This window comes from Chitinophaga ginsengisoli, assembly GCF_003014595.1.
Taxonomy (GTDB): domain Bacteria; phylum Bacteroidota; class Bacteroidia; order Chitinophagales; family Chitinophagaceae; genus Chitinophaga; species Chitinophaga ginsengisoli.
Genome location: NZ_PYGK01000015.1, coordinates 166,426 through 192,720 on the forward strand (window position 1 = coordinate 166,426; position 26,295 = coordinate 192,720).

A 26,295-nucleotide genomic window follows, 5' to 3' on the forward strand; every position below is an offset into this window, starting at 1 on the left:
TTAAACGACTTTTTTTTACAGTTGTGAGAAAATATATACTTACAAATTACTCACACCCGCCTATGCTGCCAATCAATTAATTAATGAAATAATACACTTAAAAAACCGCTACAATTCTACGTTTCAGACAAAAGAAAATAAATGTTATCGTGACAGTTATGTATACTTGTTATAGTATTATTGTTTAATATTACATCCGAAATAGATTAAAAGACACCTAGTTTTTAAGAGAGAACCGGAAGCGTTTAGAAAGCATAACCATTTATTTAGTACAGTGACATTGAAACTTAAGAGACACAGTTTCTAAGAGAGACCAATAGTGTATAGAGAACAACACTATCCCGTACAGTGGCATTGAAGCCTTAAGAGACACAGTTTCTATGGAGAGAACCGTGGCGTTCAGAGAACCGCCTACGTGCAGCACCGTGGTATTGAAAGACAATGCTGCAGCTGGACACAACCAATAGCAACATTTGAATGGAATTGTAGCATGTGAACTGAAGCAGTAATAAACCTGTATTTCAATTAAATACTCTATACCCTTGAATTAAAACAGAGCCTATAGTGAAAACTCTACCTATTCTGGCGCGCGCGCATTTAATGCGGCTAGGCCTTATATTATCATTATTTATCGGAGCCCCTGTATGGGCCACTCCTGAATGTCCGATTGTGACAGCAAAGTTCCAGGTAGCAAATGGAACGACTGCTGACAACTCTGCTACGGGCTGGTACCTTGATGCTTCAAAGGTGCTTAGCACAGGCTATTTTGCCGTGAAATCAAATCGCCTACATGCACAGGAACTGGGAGGGGAAGGCATCTGGTATTCCAAGGTGTTTTCTACTGCTGGTTTTACTGATTGGCAGGCAGCGGTGAAGGTTTCATCCGAAGGAGATATGAACAGTTCGGAGTATGTAAAGGTCTATTACAAGATAAACGGCGGGAGTGAGATATTACTTGATCAGCGTACCGGTAATTTCGGTACCATTGATTTCACATCGCCTTTATTAAATGGCAGTACTGTACAGTTGGTCGTAAAGATCTACAACTATAATAATGGAGGTTCTCAGACTTCCAAGTATTATATTGAAGAGTACAGGGTGTTTAAAGAAAAGGGGCCTTGTGCAAGTGCAATATCGGTTACAGCGACTGCTGGTAACGGTGGTGTATTGACATGTGCAAATCCGTCTCTTACTTTATCTGCAAGTTCCACTGCATCCGGCGTTACTTATAGCTGGACGGGACCGGGCAATTTTACTTCCACATCGCAAAATCCTGTAGTGAGTACTGCAGGTACTTACACTGTTACAGGTACCAATTCGGCTGGTTCCGCTTCTGCGACTGTCACTGTTACCGAAAATAAAACTCCACCGGACCTGTCTGCGACGGGAGGCACGTTGGCCTGTGGTAGCAGCAGTGTGACATTGAACGCCACATCTTCTGTGAGTGGCGTGCAGTATAGCTGGACGGGGCCTGGCGGTTATACCAGTACCACGCAGAATCCCACGGTCAGTACTACAGGGACTTATACGGTGACTGTAAGGAATCCGGCTAACGGATGCGTGAACTCGAAGTCGGTAGAGGTGACTGCTGGCGGTGCTACTCCAACAAATACATGGGTAGAAGACTTTTCTTTATCCAATGGTACCAGTGTTGATAATGGTACTACCGCATGGTCTGTTCAGACTACTTCGGGCAGTACGTTTTCTGTAGCCAGCAATGAATTTAAAATCAGCGGTATTGGTACGAGTGGTGAAGGTATATGGACATCAGGTTCCATCAACATCAGCGGTAAAACGAATGTAAGTATATCTATTAATTGTCGGAGTGCCGTGAGTAGTGGTGCGGAGATGAATGATTCAGGCACGTACATGGATTATCTGAGGTTCTACTATAAATTGAATGGTGGTTCAGAGGTGTTGTTTGCTGAAAAGAAAGCGGGTATCAATAGTCATAGTACCACCAATTCCACTGTGAGCATAGCTGGTTTAAGCGGTTCCAATCTTAAGATCGTTGTGAGAGCAAGGGCTTCCGGCTCTGATGAGTTTTATTACTTTGATAATGTGAAGGTGACAGCGGTTGATCCTGCGGTTACATTAACAACTTCCGTTAGTGGGCCTGTTACCTGTGTCAGTAATGCAACGATCACGGTAACTCCAAGTGGTACTGTATCTTCTTATGCCTGGACGGGTCCTGACGGATTTACTTCTACTGCGCAGAACCCTGTTGTCAGTAAAGGCGGGGAATACGTTGTGACTGCAACATTACCTTCCGGATGTACTGTGTCAGCATCTGCGACAGTAAGCGAAAATAAAACAGCACCCGATGTAACAGCAAACGGCGCTGCATTGGGATGTATGACGAGTGTGACGTTGAGTGCAAGTTCTTCGGTAGCCAATGCAACATATAGTTGGACGGGCCCCAATAATTTTACCAGCACATCCCAGAATCCTTCTGTGAGTGCTACCGGTACTTATACTGTTACAGTAAGGGATCCTGCAAATGGATGTACTGCGTCAACGTCTGTACAGGTATCCGGAGGAACATCTGCACCAACTGCTTTCTGGCTGGAGGACTTTACGATGGCGAATGGTACTACCGTAGATAATGGCAGCACGCCATGGACGCTGGAAAGCACCGGCGGTGGTACTGTATCCGTGCAAAATAATGAGTTTAAAGTCACTAATGCAGCGGCGGAAGCAAAATGGAGCTCAGGCGTAATTGACATTTCCGGTAAGAGGGATGTGATTATATCTGCAGACCTGAGAAGTGAAGCGGTAGGAAGCAATGTGTTTGAAGATGATGATTACATCAGCGTATACTATAAATTGAATGGTGGCGCTGAAACGTTGGTATATAATGATGTAGCAGGTATCGGGACAAGCACCGGTGGTACTGCAAGGATCAGTATTGCTTCTGCTGCGTTGAACGGTAGTACGCTGCAGGTGATTATCAGGGCAAGGAATTCGAGTACTAACGAGATATACTACTTTGATAATGTGAAACTGACGGGTGCTGATAAAGGTAGTTCCGGCGGCTTGACAGCCACTGCCTCTGTAACGGATTCGCTTACCTGTACCAAGACCTCCGTGAATTTGTCTGGTGCTTCAAATGCCAGCGGCGTTACTTACGCCTGGAGTGGTCCTGGTAACTTTACATCCTCAGCGCAGAATCCTGCAGTAACAGTTGCTGGTGATTACATATTAACTGTTTCGAATGGCTCCGGTTGTTCCGGTAAAGATACGGTGACAGTGATAGCTAATACTGTGGTACCGACTGCATCTGCTGGTGTAAGTGGTCCGCTGAGTTGTGCTACTTCCACTGTGACCTTGTCTGCAAGTTCTGAAACTGCAGGTGTGACTTATGGCTGGACTGGCCCTAATGGCTTTACGTCTACCTTACAGAGTCCTGTAGTGAGTGTGGCAGGTACGTATACATTGACAGTTACCAATCCTGCGAATGGCTGTAAGAATACAGCAACTACTACTGTGACCAGCCTGGGTTCTACCAATGCTACACTGTGGCTGGAGGATTTTACACTGAGTAATGGAACGACCACAGATAATGGCAGCACGGCCTGGTCTACACAGACTCCTTCTGGTAGTACCTTTGCGGTGTCTAACAATGAATTCAAGATCAGCGGTCAGGGTACCAGTGGTGAAAGTGTATGGACCTCTGGTGTCATTGACATCAGTGGTAGAATCGGCGTGGGCATCTCTGCTAATGCAAGAAGTGCTGTGACGAATGGCGCTGTGATGAATGAGTCAGGTGTGTATGCTGACTACCTTCGTTTTTATTATAAATTGAATGGCGGATCGGAGGTATTGTATGCAGAGCGTAAGTCTGATATCAATGGTAATGCCACTACGTATACTTATGTATCCGTAGCAGGTTTAAGTGGTAACAGTCTTCAGCTGGTGATTCGTGCCAGAGCTACAGGTACCGACGAATTCTACTATGTAGATAATGTGAAGGTGACCGGTACACCTACGGGTACGCTGACAGCCATTGCTACAGTGAGTGATACGCTGACCTGTGCGCGGACTTCCGTTACAATATCGGGTAATTCAAATGTAAGTGGTGTAAGTTATAGCTGGACGGGTCCGGGTAACTTTAGCTCTACTGCGCAGAATCCAGCAGTGACAACTGCCGGTGACTATATATTAACGGTTACAAATGCTTCGACAGGTTGTACTGCGAAGGATACGGTGACTGTTATTGCCAATACTGCAGTACCGACTGCCTCTGCTGGTGTAAGTGGTCCGTTGAGTTGTGGTGTTACCACTGTGACCTTGTCTGCAAGCTCTGAAACAGCAGGTGTGACTTATAGCTGGGCTGGTCCTGGTGGGTTTACATCTACCTTACAGGGTCCTGCGGTAAGTGTTACAGGCACTTATACAGTGACAGTGACAAATCCTGTGAATGGTTGTAAAAATACTGCCAGTGTCAATGTAACCAGTCTGGGATCTACCAATGCTACGCTGTGGCTGGAAGACTTTACATTAAGTAACGGAACGACCGTTGATAACGGTAGCACGGCCTGGTCTACACAGACGCCTTCTGGCAGTACTTTTGCTGTGGCCAGCAACGAGTTCAAGATCAGTGGTCAGGGTACAAGTGGTGAAAGTGTATGGACCTCAGGTGTCATTGACATCAGTGGTAAGACGGGCGTAGGTATTTCCGCTAATGCGAGAAGTGCCGTGACGGGTGGAGCTGTGATGAATGAGTCAGGTGTGTATGCTGACTATCTTCGTTTCTATTATAAATTGAACGGCGGATCGGAGGTGTTGTATGCAGAACGTAAGTCTGATATCAATGGTAATGCCACTACGTATACTTATGTATCCGTAGCTGGTTTAAGTGGTAGCAGTCTTCAGCTGGTGATCCGTGCCAGAGCGACAGGTACCGATGAATTCTACTATGTAGATAATGTGAAGGTGACCGGCACGCCTACAGGTACGCTGACAGCCATTGCTACAGTGAGTGATACGCTGACTTGTGCAAGGCCTTCGGTTACATTAAGTGGTAGCTCAAATACAAGTGATGTAACTTATAGCTGGAGTGGTCCTTCAGGATTTACCTCTACTGCACAGAATCCATCTGTGACAGCCGCTGGTGACTATATACTGACCGTTACGAATGCTTCCACAGGTTGTACCGGGAAGGATACCGTGACAGTTATCCAGAATAATTTCGCACCCGGTGCAACAGCGCAGGTGAGCGGTCCGCTGACCTGTGTGTCTCCAACAGTTGTATTGTCTGGTAGTTCTGCTACAGCAGGAGTTACTTATAGCTGGTCAGGACCGGGCAACTTCTCCTCTGCATTGCAGAACCCAGGAGTAAGTATTGCCGGAACATATACCGTGACAGTTAGAAATCCTGTAAATGGTTGTACAAGTACAGCTTCTGTTACTGTACAGCAAAGTATAGATAAGCCAAACCTGACGGTAACGCAACCGGCGGCGCTGACATGTGCGACTACGTCGGTCAATTTAACAGCTACTTCTTCTACAGCTAATACGACCATTACATGGTCTGGTTTTGCTGCCGGACAAAGCTCAGTGAGCGTAAACGCGCCTGGTAAGTATTATGTGACTGCAACTGCCGCCAATGGTTGTACTACCAGGGATAGCGTGACAGTAACGCAGAATATCGTTAAACCGAATCTGACGATTGCTACACCAGCGGTGCTGACATGTAATACAACAAGTGTCAACTTAACGGCATCATCTACTACGGCTAATACTACGTTCACCTGGACAGGTAGAACGGCAGGTCAGAATCCGATCAGCGTAACAGCTCCGGGTAAATACTATGTGACAGCAACAACAGCAAATGGTTGCTCTACTATAGATAGTGTAACTGTAACCCAGGATATCACTAAACCAAACCTGACAATTGCTACGCCTGCTGTGCTAACATGTAATACCACCAGTGTCACCTTAACAGCATCCTCTACTACTGCGAATACTACGTTCACCTGGACGGGTAATGCAGCAGGCCAGAATCCGATCAGTGTAAGTGCGCCTGGTAAATACTATGTGACTGCTACAACTGCTAATGGTTGCATTAAGCAGGACAGTGTAACCGTAACGCAGGATATCACTAAACCGAACCTGACAATCGCTACACCTGCGGTGCTGACATGTAATACCACCAGTGTAAACCTGACGGCATCCTCTACTACGCCTAATACCACATTCACCTGGACCGGTAGGGCAGCAGGTCAGAATCCTATTAGTGTAACTGCTCCTGGTAAGTATTATGTAACAGTATCAACAGCTACCGGTTGTTCTACTACGGATAGCGTAACCGTAACGCAGGATATTAATAAACCAAACCTGACAATTGCTACACCTGCTATGCTGACATGTAGCACGACAAGTGTAAGCTTAACGGCATCTTCTACTACTGCAAACACCACGTTCACCTGGACGGGTAATGCAGCAGGACAGAATCCGATCAGTGTAAGTGCGCCTGGTAAATACTATGTGACTGCTACATCAGCGAACGGCTGTATCAAACAGGATAGTGTGGCAGTGACTCAGGATATCAGCAAACCAAACCTGACGATCGCGACACCTGCAGTGCTGACATGTAATACGACAAGCGTAAACCTGACGGCATCATCTACCACTGCAAATACTACGTTCACATGGACTGGTAGGGCTGTAGGTCAGAATCCGATCAGTGTGACTGCAGCTGGTAAATACTATGTGACTGCTACAGCTTCAAATGGTTGTATCAAGACAGACAGTGTAGCCGTGACTCAGGACATCACTAAACCGAACCTGACAATCGCAACACCTGCGGTGCTGACATGTAATACGACTAGTGTAAGCTTAACGGCATCATCTACTACTGCAAATACCACGTTCACCTGGACGGGTAATGCAGCAGGCCAGAATCCGATCAGTGTAAGCGCACCTGGTAAGTACTATGTAACTGCTACATCAGCGAATGGCTGTATCAAGCAGGATAGTGTGGCTGTAACTCAGGATATCACTAAACCGAACCTGACTATCGCTACACCTGCGGTATTGACTTGTAACACTACCAGCGTAAGTTTAACAGCATTATCAACTACGCCTAATACCACATTCACCTGGACAGGTAGAGGCGCAGGTCAGAACCCGATTAGTGTAACTGCTCCTGGTAAGTATTATGTAACAGTATCAACAGCTAGTGGTTGTTCTACTATGGACAGCGTAACTGTAACTCAGGATATCACTAAACCGAACCTGACGATCGCTACACCTGCTGTGCTGACATGTAATGCCACAAGCGTAAATCTGACGGCATCGTCTACTACTGCAAACACCACCTTCACCTGGACTGGCAATGCAGCAGGTCAGAATCCGATAAGTGTAAGTACACCTGGTAAATATTATGTAACTGCTACATCAGCGAATGGCTGTATCAAGCAGGATAGTGTGACCGTAACTCAGGATATCATTAAACCGAACCTGACAATCGCTACACCTGCTGTGCTGACATGTAATACCACAAGCGTAAGCTTAACAGCATCCTCTACTACTGCAAATACCACCTTCACATGGACTGGTAATGCAGCAGGTCTGAATCCCATAAGTGTAAGCGCACCTGGTAAGTACTACGTGACAGCTACATCGGCGAATGGTTGTATCAAGACCGATAGTGTGACTGTGACTCAGGATATCAATAAACCGAACCTGACAATTGCTACGCCTGCGGTGCTGACATGTAATACCACAAGTGTAAACTTAACAGCGTCATCTACTACTGCAAATACTACGTTCACATGGACCGGTAATGCAGCAGGTCAGAATCCGATCAGTGTAAGCGCACCTGGTAAATACTATGTAACTGCTACATCAGTGAATGGCTGTATCAAGCAGGATAGTGTGACTGTAACTCAGGATATCACTAAACCGAACCTGGCAATCGCCACACCAGCTGTGCTGACATGTAACACAACAAGTGTAAACTTGACTGCATCCTCTACTACTGCTAATACTACGTTCACATGGACTGGTAAAGCAGCAGGTCAGAATCCGATCAGTGTAACTGCACCTGGTAAGTATTATATAACTGCAACAGCTTCGAATGGTTGTATCAAGACCGATAGTGTGACCGTAACTCAGGATATCACTAAACCGAACTTGACAATCGCTACACCTGCTGTGCTGACATGTAATACGACAAGCGTAAGCTTAACAGCATCCTCTACTACTGCAAATACCACCTTCACATGGACTGGTAATGCAGCAGGTCTGAATCCAATAAGTGTAGGCACTCCTGGTAAGTACTACGTGACAGCTACATCGGCGAATGGTTGTATCAAGGCCGATAGTGTGACGGTGACTCAGGATATCAATAAACCGAACCTGACAATTGCTACGCCTGCTGTGCTGACATGTAATACGACTAGTATAAATCTGACGGCATCATCCACTACACCTAATATCACATTCACGTGGACAGGTAGAAGTGCTGGTCAGAATCCGATAAGTGTAACAGCTCCGGGTAAGTACTATGTAACAGTGTCAACAGCTACTGGTTGTTCTACTATGGATAGTGTAACCGTAACTCAGGATATCACTAAACCAAACCTGACAATCGCTACACCTGCTGTGCTGACATGTAACACTACTAGTGTAAGCTTAATGGCATCTTCTACTACTGCAAATACCACCTTCACCTGGACAGGTAATGCAGCAGGTCAGAATCCGATCAGTGTAAGCACACCTGGTAAATACTATGTAACTGTTACCGCCGCGAACGGTTGTATCAAACAGGATAGTGTAACTGTGACTCAGGATATCACTAAACCGAACCTGACAATCGCTACACCAGCTGTGCTGACATGTAATACGACAAGCGTAAGCCTGACGGCATCATCAACTACTGCGAATACTACGTTCACCTGGACAGGTAATGCTGCTAGTCAGAACCCGATCACTGTAAGCACACCTGGTAAATACTATGTAACTGCTACATCAGCGAATGGCTGTATCAAACAGGATAGTGTAACCGTAACTCAGGATATCACTAAACCGAACCTGACGATCGCTACACCTGCTGTGCTGACATGTAACACAACTAGTGTAAGCTTAACTGCATCCTCTACTACTGCCAATACTACGTTCACCTGGACCGGCAATGCAGCAGGTCAGAACCCGATCAGTGTAAGTGCACCTGGTAAATACTATGTAACTGCTACATCAGCGAATGGCTGTATCAAACAGGACAGCGTAACCGTAACTCAGGATATCACTAAACCGAACCTGACAATCGCTACACCTGCGGTGCTGACATGTAATACGACAAGCGTAAGCTTAACAGCATCCTCTACTACTGCAAATACCACGTTCACCTGGACAGGTAATGCAGCAGGTCAGAACCCGATCAGTGTAAGCACACCTGGTAAATACTATGTAACTGCTACATCAGCGAATGGTTGTATCAAACAGGATAGTGTAACTGTAACTCAGGATATCACTAAACCGAACCTGACAATCGCTACACCTGCTGTGCTGACATGTAATACAACAAGTGTAAGCTTAACAGCATCCTCTACTACTGCAAATACCACCTTCACATGGACTGGTAATGCTGCAGGTCAGAATCCGATAAGCGTAAGCACTCCTGGTAAGTACTACGTGACAGCTACATCGGCGAATGGTTGTATCAAGACCGATAGTGTGACTGTGACTCAGGATATCAATAAACCGAACCTGACGATCGCTACACCTGCTGTGCTGACATGTAATACGACTAGTATAAATCTGACGGCATCATCCACTACACCTAATATCACATTTACGTGGACAGGTAGAAGTGCTGGTCAGAATCCGATAAGTGTAACTGCTCCTGGTAAGTACTATGTAACAGTATCAACAGCTACAGGTTGTTCTACTATGGATAGTGTAACTGTAACTCAGGATATCACTAAACCGAACCTGACAATCGCTACACCTCAGGTATTAACATGTAGCAGAACAAGTGTAAGCTTAACTGCATCCTCTACTACTGCAAATACCACCTTTACCTGGACAGGTAATGCAGCAGGTCAGAACCCGATCAGTGTAAGCGCACCTGGTAAATACTATGTAACTGCTACATCAGCGAATGGCTGTATCAAGCAGGATAGTGTAACCGTAACTCAGGATATCACTAAACCGAACCTGACGATCGCTACACCTGCTGTGCTGACATGTAACACAACTAGTGTAAGCTTAACAGCATCCTCTACTACTGCTGGTACTACGTTCACCTGGACCGGTAATGCGGCAGGTCAGAACCCGATTAGTGTAAGCGCACCTGGTAAATACTATGTGACTGCTACATCAGCGAATGGTTGTATCAAACAGGATAGTGTAACCGTAACTCAGGATATCAATAAACCGAACCTGGCAATCGCTACACCACAAGTACTGACATGTAATACGACAAGCGTAAACCTGACGGCATCTTCTACTACTGCAAACACCACGTTCACATGGACAGGTAATGCAGCAAGTCAGAATCCGATCAGTGTAAGCGCACCTGGTAAATACTATGTAACTGCGACATCAGCGAATGGCTGTATCAAACAGGATAGTGTAACCGTAACTCAGGATATCACTAAACCGAACCTGACAATCGCTACACCTCAGGTATTAACATGTAGCAGAACAAGTGTAAACTTAACAGCATCCTCTACTACTGCAAATACTACGTTCACCTGGACCGGTAATGCTGCAGGTCAGAACCCGATCAGTGTAAGCACACCTGGTAAATACTATGTAACTGTTGCCGCGGCGAACGGCTGTACCAAACAGGATAGTGTAACCGTGACACAGGATATCACTAAACCGAACCTGGCGATCGCTACACCTGCTGTGCTGACATGTAATACTACAAATGTAAATCTGACGGCATCCTCCACTACTGCGAATACTACGTTCACCTGGACCGGTAGTGCAGCAGGTCAGAACCCGATCAGCGTAAGTACACCTGGTAAATACTATGTGACTGCTACATCAGCGAATGGCTGTATCAAACAGGATAGTGTAACTGTAACTCAGGATATCACTAAACCGAACCTGGCAATCGCTACACCACAAGTACTGACATGTAATACGACAAGCGTAAACCTGACGGCATCTTCTACTACTGCAAACACCACGTTCACCTGGACAGGTAATGCGGCAGGTCAGAACCCGATCAGTGTAAGCACACCTGGTAAGTACTATGTGACTGCTACAACAGCGAATGGCTGTATCAAACAGGATAGTGTAACCGTAACTCAGGATATCACTAAACCGAACCTGACAATCGCAACACCAGCTGTGCTGACATGTAACACTACTAGTGTAAGCTTAACTGCATCCTCTACCACTGCCAATACTACGTTCACCTGGACAGGTAATGCAGCGGGTCAGAACCCGATCAGTGTAAGTGCACCTGGGAAGTACTATGTAACTGCTACAACAGCGAATGGCTGTATCAAACAGGATAGTGTAACCGTAACTCAGGATATCACTAAACCGAACCTGACAATCGCTACACCTCAGGTATTAACATGTAGCAGAACAAGTGTAAACTTAACAGCATCCTCTACTACTGCAAACACCACCTTCGCATGGCCTGGTAATGCAGCAGGTCAGAACCCGATCAGTGTAAGTGCACCTGGTAAATACTATGTAACTGTTACCGCGGCGAATGGCTGTATCAAACAGGATAGTGTGACCGTCACTCAGGATATCACTAAACCGAACCTGACAATCGCTACACCTGCTGTGCTGACATGTAATACTACAAGTGTAAATCTGACGGCATCATCAACTACTGCAAACACCAACTTCACATGGACTGGTAATGCAGCAGGTCAGAACCCGATCAGTGTAAGTGCACCTGGTAAATACTATGTGACTGCTACATCAGCGAATGGCTGTATCAAACAGGATAGTGTAACTGTAACTCAGGATATCACTAAACCGAACCTGGCAATCGCTACACCACAAGTACTGACATGTAATACTACAAGTGTAAATCTGACTGCATCCTCTACCACTGCAAATACCACCTTCACCTGGACCGGTAATGCAGCAGGTCAGAACCCGATCAGTGTAAGCGCACCTGGTAAATACTATGTGACTGCTACATCAGCGAATGGCTGTATCAAGCAGGATAGTGTAACCGTCACTCAGGACATCAATAAGCCAAACCTGACGATCAACACACCTCCTGTACTGACATGTGACCTGACAAGTATCAACTTAACAGCATCATCTACCACTACAAACACCACGTTCACATGGACAGGATTTGCAACAGGTCAGAACCCGGTAAGCGTAAATACTTATGGTAAATACTATGTAACCGCTACAGCTGCGAACGGTTGTACTAAGAAGGATAGCGTAACAGTAATACAGAACATTACGCTCCCTGGCGATGTACAGGCAAGCAATAATGGACCGCTAAACTGTACAAGGACGAGTGTGAAAATTACCGGTAACACTACCACAGGAAATGTCTCTTATGCATGGACAGGTCCGAATAGTTTCAGTGCAACTACTAAAGAGGCGAACATAAACGTGAAAGGTACCTATTCATTAAGAGTGACCAATAACGCGAATGGCTGTTATGTTACTACATCTACAACAGTAGACCAGAACATCACACCTCCAAGTAACGTACAGGTATCCAACGACGGACCGCTGACATGTGCCAATGACATTGTTACGCTGAGAGGTAGTTCCAACACCGGAGGCGCTACCTACCAATGGAGCGGACCAGGTAACTTCAACGAAGCGACAGCTACCGTCTTTGTTACAAAAGCAGGTACATACACACTGTCAGTAACAGATCCGAGCAATGGTTGCTTCGTCTCTACGAAAACAGAAGTGAAAGAGGATAAGAAAGCACCGAACGCAATTATCAACGCACCAGCATCAATGCCTGAACCGCTGAGTGAAGATGTGATCACCGCACAGACAGTTGTTAACGCAACCTATGCATGGACACTTACCTCTCCTGATGGTAGCTGGCAGATGATAGATGGCGATAAGACCGCCACACTGATATACCAATCTGGTAATGCAGGCGTGAAGGGTACATTTGATCTCGTGGTGACAGACAGAGGTAACGGATGTCAGAATACTGCACAGCTGGTACTGACAGCAACACCTGCCACTTCTACGATGATGTTGGCGGCAGCACCACTGGAATATAAGACGTATCCTAACCCGTTTGTTGATAAGGCGTTCATCACGTTTAAATCACCGGTAAGCGGAAAGGTAACAGTGGAGATCTATAACGCCATGAAAGGCCATATGGAGAAGCTGTTGTTCAATCAGCAGGTACATTCCGGAGAAACGTACAAGGTAACATTTGACGGCGGAGCCTTACCGGCAGGTGTACATTTCTGTGTGATAAAAGCTAACGGAAGAACATATACGAGCAAGCTGTTACTCGTAAGATAAGGTTATAACAGCTGAACATTTATTTTCTTACATGCTTCGGACGCTTTCCTTTTCAGGAGAGCGTTTGGAGCATGTAAGAAATTTGTCCATAATAGCATTTTATAGATGAGTTTTATTTCTTATTGTTAAGTAATTATATTATTTTTATATAATAACAACAGTGATTAATTATCAATTATACACCTATAATACCCTTTAATCTATGCACAACTTTACAAGTCCTGGAATCCTGTTGACTTGCCTGCCACCAGGTAAGTTTAGCGTTTAATAGACAAACCCATAATACCCAATGTTTGTCTGCAATAAATATTAACACTACGTATATTCTGTTACGTGATAGATGCTGATTATCATCCTCCGTTAATCAGGAGTGGATACTGCATGCTATACGTTAAACTGCTGTTGACTTATGTATCAGATATCTGGTTCTAACAACACTTACCTGCCTGTATATTCAAGGCAGAGGCTTCCTCTTTTCATAAAGAAATGGTATAGTGCCGTCACACTCCTGGCACTAAGTACGCTCCTGGGCGGCTGGATAGTAGCTATGAATCGTCCGCCGGACGATAGGAAGATGAAACAGCCTGTGGTCAACGCGATCCATAAAATGGCGGATGGGGTAGATATATTCGATGTCGCAAGGGCAGAGGAGGGAGGCAGTCATGGTACGATTGCTTTTAGAATGCTGAATGGAGCAACCGCGCCGGTAGATATCACTATCATCTATACAATAAATGCCACGGTAACAAATGCTGCCATCAATGGAGTAGACGTTACTACCTTACCCACCAGTATTACACTGCCCGCAGGACAAACCGAAGTGCTGCTGGATATTGCTGCAATAGATGATTCGTTTATTGAAGGGGATGAGAACCTTGAATTTACGATGACATCTGCTATGGGTACAAATGGTGTTGATTACCTCACACCTCACAGAGGCCTGACCACTACCGTAATAGATAATGATAACCGGATCAGCATTGAGAAGATAAACGATGGAAAGGAATTAGGAAGTGGTAATGCCAGCGATGGGAATTTCCTGATCAGTTTACCACCGACTCTTACATTCAATGAAGATATCCATGTAAAATATGCAATAGGTGGTACTACTACTGCTACCGGTGGTCCTGGTGCTACTTACGACTATAATAACAGTACACTGACAGGTGATGTTATATTGCCTGCCAATACCAACAGCCTGGTGCTGCCCATCAAAGTGAATGATGACCAGTTGGTGGAAGGAAATGAAGTAGTGGAGATGACGATACAGGACAATAGCTTCTCAGCAGTATCTAATATCAAATTTTCCTATAACCCCGCTAAGAAAACAGCGATCGTTGTTATTGAAGACGACGATATCAACGTGCCTATTGGTGTACAGAGCACTGTGAATGGTAAGGAACCTGGAGGCGCTGGTAATGACGGTAGTTTTGTAGTCGGCTGGCCCAATGGATATTCTGCTGCAGTCAGTATCCTGGTGAGATATACCATCACCGGTACGGCGACAAATGGTGCTGACTATAATACCATCACGCTGACTAAAACAATTCTTTCAGGTACCAGTAACGTAACGATACCGGTAACAGTAAAGGATGATCCGACGATAGAAGGGCCAGAAACGGTGATTCTTACTATCACCAGCTTAACTGGTTTATCAGGACTGACAATAGGCACCACGAATAATCCAGGTACAGTTACTATTCAGGATAATGATGTAAAATCATCACAACAATGGAAAAGCGCCAGCTATCCCGGTACTACTACGGGCGCTCCGGTGAAAGCAGGAGAGTTGATCACCTATACGGTACACGTCCGTAATACCGGGAATGTCAATCTTACCGGCGTAACCATCGCTGATAATGTTCCTGCCAATACGCAATTTGTAAGCGCAGATGGTGGTATCGTACCGGATGCTACAGGTAAGCTGACCTGGACGATCCCTACCATTGCAGTGGGCGTGACAAATGAAATCCGCCGTTTTACAGTAAAGGTGGTGAATGACCTGACGGGTGTTACCAATATTACCAATACTGCATTAGTGAACAATGGCGATGGTACGGGCGATCATCCTACCACGCAACCTGATCCAGGTAATCCTGATAATCCTAGTTCCACACCCGATCCCAGCAATCCATCTACCAACATACCTGTTGATGGCGGGGGGTATCAGTCCGCTAACTGGAAGAGCGCCAGCTACACGGGTTCGGGGACAGGTGGAAAAGTGAAAACAGGCGACCTCATTACTTATACAATACATGTACGCAACACCGGTCATATAAAAATCCCCAGTGTTGTCATCAATGATAAGATACCTGCCTATACCACCTTTGTAAGTGCAGATGGTGGTATTGTGCCGGATGGTACCGGTAAACTTACCTGGACTGTTACAGACATTCCTGTAGGCAGTGCAGATGTAACCCGCAGCTTTGTAGTGAAAGTGGCCACTGATCTTACCGGAGCGACCAGTATTCTCAATACTGCTGGTGTAGACAACGGCGATGGTACAGGAGAACATCCTACTACACCACCGGATCCTAGCAATCCAAACAATCCGGATCCTACTCCTGATCCAAACGATCCTTCTACTGAAGTACCGGTTGATCAGATTAAGACATCTGCTAACTGGAAAAGCGCCAGCTACACGGGTACTGGTACGGGTGGAAAGGTGAAGACAGGTGACGAGATCACATATACTATTCATATCCGCAATACAGGTAACGTAACGTTGACCAATGTATTGATCAGCGATATGATGCCTGCTTATACCACTTTTGTAAGTGCCGACGGTGGCATTGTGCCCGATGGTACAGGCAAACTAAGCTGGACGATCCCTTCTATTGCAGTAGGAGCAGCAGATGTAGTGCGCAGCTTTAAGGTAAAGGTGGCGGCAGATCTGACAGGTGCGACCACCATTGTGAATACAGCCGGCGTAGATAATGGCGATGGCACAGGTGGTCATCCTACTACGCCGCCTGATCCGAATGATCCTAATAATCCTGACCCTACGCCTGATCCGAATGATCCTTCTACGGAGATACCGGTTGACAATAATAAAAGCTCTGCCAACTGGAAGAGCGCGACTTATACAGGTACTGGTGCCAGTGGGAAAGTGAAGGCCGGCGATGAGATCACGTACTTCATACATGTGCGCAATACGGGTAACGTAACGTTGACTAATGTGAAGATCAGCGATGTGATCCCTGCTTATACTTCCTTCATCAGCGCAGATGGCGGCATCGTGCCGGATGGTACAGGTAAATTAACCTGGACAGTCCCTTCAATAGCAGTGGGCGCCGCAGATGTGGTGCGCAGTTTCAAGGTGAAAGTAGTGAACGACCTGACTGGTGCTACCAGCATCCTGAATACAGGCGACGTAGATAATGGTGATGGCACAGGCGGTCATCCAACCACACCACCAGATCCGAACAACCCGAATAATCCGGATCCTACACCTGATCCGAATGATCCATCTACAGATATACCAACAGATGATGGCGGCAATCAATCTGCCAACTGGAAGAGCGCCAGTTATACCGGCACCGGGACGAATGGCAAAGTGAAGACTGGTGATCTTATTACATACACAATACACGTCCGCAACACCGGTCATAGGACGATCCCCAGTGTTGTCGTTAATGACAAGATACCTGCCTACACTGTATTTGTAAGTGCGGATGGTGGTATCGTTCCGGACGCTACAGGTAAGCTTACCTGGACGCTTACAAACATCCCGGTAGGTGGGGCAGATGTACTCCGCAGCTTCGTGGTGAAAGTGGCAACCGATCTAACAGGGGCGACCAGCATTATCAATACCGCCGGCGTTGACAATGGCGATGGCACAGGAGAACATCCCACAACACCACCTGATCCGAACAATCCTAACAACCCGGATCCTACGCCTGATCCCAACGATCCTTCCACTGAAGTGCCGGTTGACCAGATCATAAAATCTGCTAACTGGAAAAGCGCGAGCTACACGGGTACTGGTACGGGTGGGAAGGTGAAGGCCGGCGATGAGATCACCTATACTATTCATATCCGCAATACAGGTAATGTAACGTTGACCAATGTATTGATCACCGATATGATGCCTGCTTATACCACTTTTGTAAGTGCGGATGGCGGTATTACTCCGGATGGTACCGGGAAACTGAGCTGGACCATTCCGGGTATTGCCGTGGGAGCAGCCGATGCAGTGCGCAGCTTTAAAGTAAAGGTGGCGACTGATCTGACCGGAGCGACTACTATTACCAATACCGCAGGTGTAGATAATGGCGATGGCACGGGTGGGCATCCTACCACACCACCAGATCCGAACAATCCGAATGATCCGCATTCCAACCCTGATCCGAACGATCCTTCTACGGAGATACCGGTTGATAATAATAAAAACTCTGCCAACTGGAAGAGTGCGGCCTATACTGGTACTGGTGTTGGTGGAAAGGTGAAGGCGGGCGATGAGATCACTTACACTATACATGTTCGTAATATCGGTAGTGAAGCGCTCACGAATGTGACCATCACCGATGTGATCCCTGCTTATACTTCTTTTGTCAGCGCCGATGGCGGCATTGTACCTGATGCTGCGAAGAAATTGACCTGGACGATACCGAATATCGCAGTGGGGGCGCCAGATGTAGTGCGTAGCTTCAAAGTGTTAGTAATAGACGACCTAACGGGTGTTACCAGTATCACTAATACGGCTGATGTAGACAATGGTGATGGCACAGGTGGTCATCCGACTACACCACCAGATCCTAATGATCCTAACAATCCGCAAACGAATCCAGATCCGAATGATCCATCAACCGACATACCGGCAGATGATGGCGGCAATAAATCTGTTAACTGGAAAAGCGCCAGCTACACAGGTTCCGGCACAAATGGAAAAGTGAAGACAGGAGATATTATCACCTATACCATACACGTCCGTAATACCGGCCATATCACATTGGCAAGTGTGATCGTTACTGATAAGATCCCGGCTTACACTGAGTTTGTGAGCGCAGATGGTGGTATCACGCCGGATGGGACAGGTAAACTCACCTGGACGCTTACAAACATCCCGGTCAATGGCGCTGATGTAACCCGCAGCTTTGTGGTAAGAGTGGCGACTGATCTGACAGACGCTACTACTATTGTAAATACTGCCGGCATAGATAATGGAGACGGTACTGGTGAACATCCGAGTGTTCCACCGGACCCTAATGATCCAAACAATCCGCAACAACACCCGAATCCCAATGATCCTTCTACTGAAATACCGGTTGAGCAGGATAAAAGCTCCGTGAACTGGAAGAGTGCAGCTTATACGGGTACAGGTGTGAACGGCATGGTGAAGGCGGGCGATGTAATCACCTATACTATCCACGTGCGTAATACCGGTAATGTGAAACTGGAGAATGTGGTGATCAGTGATGTTATTCCTGCCTATACGGAGTTCATCAGTGCAGACGGCGGTATTACACCTGATGGTACAGGCAAGCTGACCTGGACAATCCCTGATATCTTATTCGGTGCACCGGATGCTGTGCGTAGCTTTAAAGTGAAAGTAGCGACTGATCTCACTGGTGCAGGATATATCACCAATACGGCTAATGTAGATAATGGTGATGGTACAGGCGGTCATCCGACCACACCAGCAGATCCGAATGATCCGAATAATCCGCACCCGAATCCTGATCCGAATGATCCTTCTACGGAAATTCCTGTAGATAACGGCATGCATTCCGATAACTGGAAGAGCGCCAGCTATACCGGCACAGGCGCGAATGGCGGTGTAACGACCGGTGATCAGATCACCTATACTATTCACGTCAGGAACAGTGGTAATGCCACGTTAAGCAATGTTGTTATCAGCGATGATGTGCCAGCCTATACGGAGTTTGTAAGTGCAGAAGGCGGTATTTCACCATCTTCAGGTAAACTGACCTGGACGATCGCGACGATACCTGTTGGTAGTGCTGATGTTACCCGTTCATTTACCGTGAAAGTGGTAGAAGACCTGACTGGTGCTGTGAGTATTATTAATACTGCAGTAGTAGATAATGGTAATGGCAAAGGGAATGATCCTACACATCCTGCTGATCCGAATGATCCGAATAACCCGATGACAAATCCGCCTCCTGGTCCTGCTACCAACGTAAAAGTGGATACACTGGTGCGGTTTGAAGCCTGGAAAGGCGTGGTTACAGCCAGTGGTGCAGATAAGGCTAGTCCGGGGGAAATATTGACCTATACCATACATGTACGTAATACAGGCAATGTGAAACTGCCGCTTATCAAGGTGACCGATCCGATACCGGCCCTCACTACTTTCGAGAGTGCTGAAGAGAATGGTCTCTTCAATGCAGGCAGTAACACGGTTACCTGGGAGGTGAAGGATATTCCTGTAGCCGCTGTAGTGGACCTTACATTTAAAGTGAAGGTGGCTGACAGGTTAGATTCCGGCGCTGTTATTACAAATACTGCTGTGGCATCTGACGGGACGACAGATAAGCCTACATCAGGCTGTGATCCTCATATGAGCGGTTGTAGCGGTACACCAGGTACGGTGATAGAAACCAATCCGAGCGACGATCTGCAGTTTGCCAATGCCATGAGCCCTAACGGAGATGGTAAGAATGAATACTTCGTGATAAAAGGACTGGAGAGATATCCGCCTGCTGCTTTATATGTGTTCAATCGCTGGGGCAGTATGGTGTACCAGACAAAAGAGTATAAGAATGACTGGGCTGCCAAGGGATTAAGTGAAGGCACTTACTATTATAAACTGGAACTGAAACTACCGGGAGGAACAAAACTATACAAAGGGTGGATTGTGATAAAACGAAACTGATGAATTAATGATGAGGACATTTTTTGTTGTTACCAAACAAACAGCTATGTGCTTGAGAAAAGGTTTGTATACGGGACTATTAATGATGGCTGCCAGCTTGCATGCAGGTGCGCAGCAGAATGTACAATTCAGCCAGTATGTATTTAATGGGCTGAGTGTAAACCCCGCCTATGCGGGATATAAAGATGCCTGGTATCTGAATACCATTTACCGGCAGCAGTGGACCGGTTTTCCGGGTGCACCGGTTACGGGGGGCGTATCCTTTGACGGACCAGTACGTCCTTTGAAAGCAGGCGCAGGTTTCGGATTGGGGCTGCAGCTAATGGCAGATAAGGTGGGGCCGCAACAGTCCTATTCTTTTTATGCATCTTATGCCTACCGCATTGCTTTGGATGCAGAACATACACGCCGTTTGTGCTTTGGACTGGGAGTAGGCGTGACGCAGTATCGCCTGGCAGGGAATACGCTGGCTTACTTTGATGGCGATGATCCTGTTTTCCCGGGTGAGGGCGTAAATGCCTATACACCTGATGCGCGGTTTGGGGTGTATTATCATTCACCTTCATTTTATGTAGGGGTGTCGGTGATGGATCTGTTCAGCAGGTATACCAGTACGAAGTACGCCTGGAAAGGATATAATTATCAGAATATCCGGAAGTCGCAGCATATCTACCTAACTACGGGCGTGATGTTCCCATTGTCGGAACATTTGCAATTAAAGCCGTCTCTGATGATCAAGGATGATTTCAAAGGACCTACCAACCTGGATGTGAACGCCATGTTACTGATCGACAGGGTATTCTGGATCGGCGGTTCTTTTCGTACGGCGGTGCCGGTGTGGAAGAAACAGCTTCCCAGCGGACTGGAATCGCTCAATGCTGCAAGCGCCATTGTCGAATACTATATCGGCGGAAAATGGCGCATTGGTTATGCATATGATTTGAATATTAATGAACTGGCGGGAACACAGGGAGGATCGCATGAAATATCGGTAGGTGTTTTGTTTCCGCGGAAGAGGTTCAGTACATCAAGTCCACGTTATTTCTAAAGGAGGGGATTCATTATGCTACGTTGTTCGTTCGTTACATTGATCATTTTACTTTGTTGCCCCGTGCTCTTATATGGGCAGGAAGAGAAAAGCCTGATGGAATTGGGAGATGAGGCTTTTGTTCGGGAAGAATATGCCGTTGCGGCCAACCTGTATAGCAGGCTGGCGGAAAAGAAAGGCAGGAAGGCGCCACTTAAGCTACTGGAAAAAACGGCGCAGTGTTATCAGCAGATGGCGCGTTTTGCCGAAGCAGGGTATTGGTATATGCGCATGATTGAGCATCCCGGTTGTCCGTCTTCCGTTATGGCTATCTATGCCGAAGTACAGAAGAACCTTGGTGAGTATGATACTGCCAGGTTATACCTGTCGCGTTTTAATCCTGCCAATGCAGATGAGGTGCAATGGAAAAATACGGCTATAGCGGGTTGTGACAGTGCCCTGCTCTGGAAGAAAGATACTGTAACTACCTATGCCCTGGAAAATATCAAGGAGCTAAGCACTGTGGGCGATGACTGGGTGAGCGGTGTCATGAAAGGAGGCTTGCTGCTGGAATCCAACGGATACCGTAAGATGGAGCTGACGACAGGGTCGGAGCGACATCCTGATATGGATCCAAGGGTCAATCAACCTTACTTTAAACCGTATCTTTTCAGGGAATATTCGAAGGGTAGCAGGGCCAATACCTTTTTAGAGGAAATCCTACCGGACCTCCTGGGGAAACTGCCCTACCATGTGGGACCGGTATGTTTTAATAACAGGGAAGATACCGTGTACGTGACCCTGAACGCGGCAGATAAAGACATGGCTGATAAGAAAAAGAAAGGTCCTGTAAACGGACGCCGTTTAATGTCGCTTTTCTGGTCATTCAAGAAAGGGGATAAGTGGTCGCCGCTCCAACCTGTAGCAGCGCTTGATGCTGCGGGCAGCTATACGGGCAATGCGGTATTGAATAGTATCGGCAGTGTCATCTATTTTGTATCTGACAGACCGGGAGGTATCGGCAAAATGGATATCTGGTATAGTGAACGGCTACCCAATAATCAATGGGGAACACCCGTGAACTGTGGGCCTGTGATCAATACCCGTTATGATGAGACTTTCCCTACCATCAATGAGGAGGACGTACTTTACTTCTCCAGCAAAGGCCATCCCGGCATGGGTGGCTTTGACGTTTTCAGGGCGGAGGGAAGTGGCGGTCAATGGAGCCAGCCCCGTAATCTCCGGAGCCCTTTTAACTCTGGTGCTGATGATCTGGGTTTTATTATGAAAGGCAATAACTATGAAGGTTATTTTGCTTCCAATCGCCATGGCGGCGGTGGAGGTGATGATATCTATCACTTCCTGGAAACACATTTTACAGAGAAGCTGATCGATCCGTCTGCCGGAAAACCACCGGCGCCTGACACTGTTAAAGTATCTCCACCGGAGAAGACTGTTGCGGATAATACACCTGCTAAACCTACGCTTAATCCGACAGACAGTGCGGTCATACACAAGCTGCAGGAGCTGCGCTTTCATTATGATTATAACAGCGCCATACTCTTAACTGAATCCAGGGACATGCTGGACAGGGTAGCTGTGGTGTTGCAGCAGTATCCTCACTGGAAACTGATGATCCGTTCGTATGCGGATAGCCGTGGTACGGACGAATATAATCTGAAGCTCTCTGCCCTGCGTTGTTATGCAGTGATCAACTACCTGATCAAAAAAGGAGTGGCAGCCCGCAGGCTCTATTATGAGAACCTGGGAGAACAGGAGCTTGTCAATCCTTGTGGAAATGATGTGCCCTGTCCGGAGGCAGAACACCGGGAAAACAGAAGAACTACTTTGCGGGTAGTTTATGATTGAGGATTGATACCGTATTCCTCGATCTTCCGATAGAGAGTCGCCAGGCCGATATTCAGCAGGCGGGCGGCTTCTGTTTTGTTGTTTTTGGTATGATGTAATACCTTGATGATATGCAGCTTTTCTACACTGGCCAGATCAAAGGAAGAGAGGCCGGTAGTGGACTTGTCTGCTATCTGAAGATCGAGGGGGAGATGTTCTACGGATAGATCATCGCCGCCGGCGAGGATCACCGCTCTTTCCAGGACGTTCTTCAGTTCGCGGATGTTACCTTTCCATTCGTGCAGCTGCAGCTTTTCGATGAAGGCGGGTGTGATTTTGGGTTTGCGCTGATTGGTCTTGGCTGAGAAGAAGCCTACGAAAAACTCCGTCAGGGCAGGGATATCTTTCTTTCGCTCTCTGAGCGGAGGCAGGGTGATGGCGAAGACGTTCAGGCGATAGTATAAATCTTCACGGAAATGCCCTTTTTCGGCCTCTTCTTTCAGGTCGCGGTTCGTAGCTGCGATAATTCGTACATTGACCTTAGTGGGCTTCGTATCGCCTACTTTGATGAATTCACTGGTTTCCAGTACCCGGAGTAGCTTGCTTTGCAGGTCAGCAGGCATTTCCCCGATCTCGTCCAGGAAGATCGTCCCGGTATTGGCTTCTTCGATCAGGCCTTTTTTATCGCGGTTGGCATTGGTGAAGGCGCCTGCCTTATAACCGAATAATTCACTTTCCAGCAGCTCCCGGCTAAAGGCACTGCAGTTGAGGGCAACGAATGGCTTGCCGGCTCTCTTACTATTATTATGGATAGCCTGGGCGAATACTTCTTTACCCGTACCGGTTTCACCGAGCAACAGTACCGTGGTATCGGCGGGAGCTACCTTGTTGGCTTGTTCGATCGCATCACGGATAGGGCGGGAGGTACCGAGGATGCTGTCAAAGCTGTACTTCTTACCGACCTGGCTTTCCAGTTTTTCGATACGTTTCTGTAGCTGGACTTTTTCTATCGCCCTGTTCAGGAGAGGAATAATGCGGTTGTTGTCATCGCCTTTGGTGAGATAGTCGAACGCACCGTTCTTAATCGCCTGTACGCCGTCGGGGATATTGCCATAGGCGGTGAGCAGGATGATTTCTATAGAAGGATATTTCTCTTTCAGTGTTTTGGAGAAGTCGACGCCCGTGCCGTCTGGCAGTTTCACGTCGCAGAGTACGACGTCAATTTCTTCCTTGTCGATTATTTTCTGCGCACTTTTGATATTGCCGGCTTCCAATACGTTAAAGCCTTCCAATGCAATAATCCTGCGCATCAGGCTGCGCAACTTCTCTTCGTCGTCTATTATAAGGACAGTTCCGGTCATAAGATCATTTGGCGGCAAAATTACAGATTCTTTGGGATGTTTATCCGATTGGGAAATGTCGGGGAAAATGATCATTTTGTGGTATTATCCCTGATAGCTATGAGATATATTTTAGTCATCATCTTCCTGTTCTGTGCAGGTTGTAGATACTCGCGTGTGAAGATGCCGGAATTCAGGCCTGCGCATTCAAAGAAAATAGCGATAAAGTTAAAGGATACGCTTGGCGTAATGACGATGTATATACCGGAGCGATTTGATACAGGTTTTGCCTGGCTGCACTATTCTGATTGTTGGCCCTGTAATGAGATGAAATGCCGTTTCCAGCCTAAGTCGATCCCGATAAAAATGGAACAAGGTTATCTCTGGACCCATCCAACAGATTCAGTTGATCAACTCACGATCATTTATCAGCCTTATGATCGTCTTTACGATCGCCCTCTTCGTAAAGGCGGGCATTTTGATACAACCGGGATGTATGAAAAAAATAGTTTGTATCGCGACGAGAGAGAGAATATCAAGTTTTGGCCGCCCGCACTAAAATGCATTTTACTGGATACCACCTATAAAATTTATGACAGGCCGTTGTATGTATTTGGTACCTGTGAATACGATCCTGGAACGAAAAGATACACGTATCTGCTGAAGGCAGAAACTTTCGCGAGAATTTCTCAAATAAAGTTTGAGTGTAAAATGATCACCGATAAACAGGATTCAATTAGTACTCACTTTATTAATGATGCTGCGGATTTTCTCCGGACTATACGGTTTTCCATTCCTTCGTTTCAATAATCGTAATATTACATCCAGATACTTATGAGAACTGCCGTAGTCATTATTCTCCTGTTTTGTCTAGGCTGCCTTAATAAAAAAGCACCGGAATCTGTACCTGCTCATTCAAGGAAAGTGGCAGTAAAACTGATGGACAGCTTAGGCATAGTCACTATGTATGTTCCCGAACGATACGATACTGGTTTTGCCTGGGTGCATGGTTCAGACTGCTCATCTTGTGATAAGATGAAATGCCGTTTTCAATCCTCATCATGGCATATTTATGAGGAAAGTGGCTGGTTCTATTACCCACCCACAGATTCAGTAGATCGTGTCACAATTATCTATAGCCCTCATTTGTCATATCTTGATGAGAGTGACACAACCTGGATATATAAGAGAAATGGTTATTTCAGGGAAGAAGAAAAAATGAAAGACCCTGTGGCTAATAATATTTTAATAGATACTCTATGCAGAATACATGATAGACCGTTTTCTATAACTGGTAGCCATTTATATATCGAGATGGCATGCCGGGAGTTATATGAGTTAAATGCACTTACTTCTGTAAGAGGAGTGGACATTACCTTTCAATTTGAGTTAATTACCCCAAAGGGAGATTCGCTCAGTCAACATTTTGTGAAAAATGCAATGGACGTTCTGCAAACGATCAGATTTACAAAACCGTTATAGCCGTATAGGATCAACGTTTAGATTCCCGTCCTTCTTCAATCACACCGGTCCCGGTCGGTGTCCTACTCATGAAGTAAGAAACGCATGACAATGCTTTGTTTCATTTAAGGTTAAAAGATGCCTACATAAATATGTTTTTTCGATTGTTTTCCCATATATTTGATCTGCTAACAAGTTCTTGCACAGTTTGTGTATCTCCACTCTCCGCTATACACCACATCTACTTTTCATAACCACGTAAGTATTAGATTGCCACTTACACAGAGTTTCATATCCTACAAAAACCGTATTAGGTGTTTATAACCAACTTCCAC

Annotated in this window: 7 protein-coding genes; 6 read left to right on the forward strand and 1 reads right to left on the reverse strand. The window is 46.3% G+C overall.

The annotated features are described in order from the left end of the window. Positions 1–669: 669 nt before the first annotated feature. From CLV42_RS27065 to CLV42_RS27080, 4 genes are all read left to right on the forward strand, one after another. Positions 670–13,446, forward strand: a complete 12,777-nt coding sequence (locus tag CLV42_RS27065; RefSeq protein ID WP_146154490.1) for a T9SS type A sorting domain-containing protein — start codon at positions 670–672, stop codon at positions 13,444–13,446. Between the two features lie 409 nt (positions 13,447–13,855). Then, positions 13,856–20,284: a DUF7507 domain-containing protein gene (locus tag CLV42_RS27070; RefSeq protein ID WP_106605067.1), complete on the forward strand. Its 6,429-nt coding sequence runs from the start codon at positions 13,856–13,858 to the stop codon at positions 20,282–20,284. A gap of 46 nt (positions 20,285–20,330) precedes the next feature. Beyond that, positions 20,331–21,332, forward strand: a complete 1,002-nt coding sequence (locus CLV42_RS27075) for a PorP/SprF family type IX secretion system membrane protein (RefSeq protein ID WP_106605108.1) — start codon at positions 20,331–20,333, stop codon at positions 21,330–21,332. 15 nt (positions 21,333–21,347) lie between these two features. After that, the gene (locus CLV42_RS27080; protein ID WP_106605068.1) at positions 21,348–23,180 is read left to right on the forward strand and encodes an OmpA family protein; all 1,833 of its coding nucleotides are present in this window, start codon (positions 21,348–21,350) and stop codon (positions 23,178–23,180) included. On the opposite strand, the gene CLV42_RS27085 is transcribed toward CLV42_RS27080, so the two are convergent. Next, a complete protein-coding gene (locus CLV42_RS27085; protein ID WP_106605069.1) occupies positions 23,171–24,520 on the reverse strand; it encodes a sigma-54-dependent transcriptional regulator in 1,350 nt (449 codons plus the stop codon). The two genes, CLV42_RS27080 and CLV42_RS27085, sit on opposite strands and share 10 nt — an antisense overlap. A gap of 99 nt (positions 24,521–24,619) precedes the next feature. Between CLV42_RS27085 and CLV42_RS27090 the strand changes: the two genes are divergently transcribed. Together CLV42_RS27090 and CLV42_RS27095 are read left to right on the forward strand one after the other, a co-directional pair. Next, on the forward strand, positions 24,620–25,309 hold the full coding sequence (locus CLV42_RS27090) for a hypothetical protein (RefSeq protein WP_146154491.1): 690 nt from the start codon (positions 24,620–24,622) through the stop codon (positions 25,307–25,309). A gap of 24 nt (positions 25,310–25,333) precedes the next feature. Beyond that, positions 25,334–25,981: a hypothetical protein gene (locus tag CLV42_RS27095; RefSeq protein WP_106605071.1), complete on the forward strand. Its 648-nt coding sequence runs from the start codon at positions 25,334–25,336 to the stop codon at positions 25,979–25,981. The last annotated feature ends 314 nt before the right edge of the window (positions 25,982–26,295 follow it).

Coding starts and splice junctions, on each gene's coding strand:
- CLV42_RS27070 (WP_106605067.1), top strand. CDS start 13,856: ATGTATCAGATATCTGGTTCTAACAACACTTACCTGCCTGTATATTCA.
- CLV42_RS27085 (WP_106605069.1), bottom strand. CDS start 24,520: ATGACCGGAACTGTCCTTATAATAGACGACGAAGAGAAGTTGCGCAGC.
- CLV42_RS27090 (WP_146154491.1), top strand. CDS start 24,620: ATGAGATATATTTTAGTCATCATCTTCCTGTTCTGTGCAGGTTGTAGA.
- CLV42_RS27075 (WP_106605108.1), top strand. CDS start 20,331: ATGTGCTTGAGAAAAGGTTTGTATACGGGACTATTAATGATGGCTGCC.
- CLV42_RS27095 (WP_106605071.1), top strand. CDS start 25,334: ATGAGAACTGCCGTAGTCATTATTCTCCTGTTTTGTCTAGGCTGCCTT.
- CLV42_RS27080 (WP_106605068.1), top strand. CDS start 21,348: ATGCTACGTTGTTCGTTCGTTACATTGATCATTTTACTTTGTTGCCCC.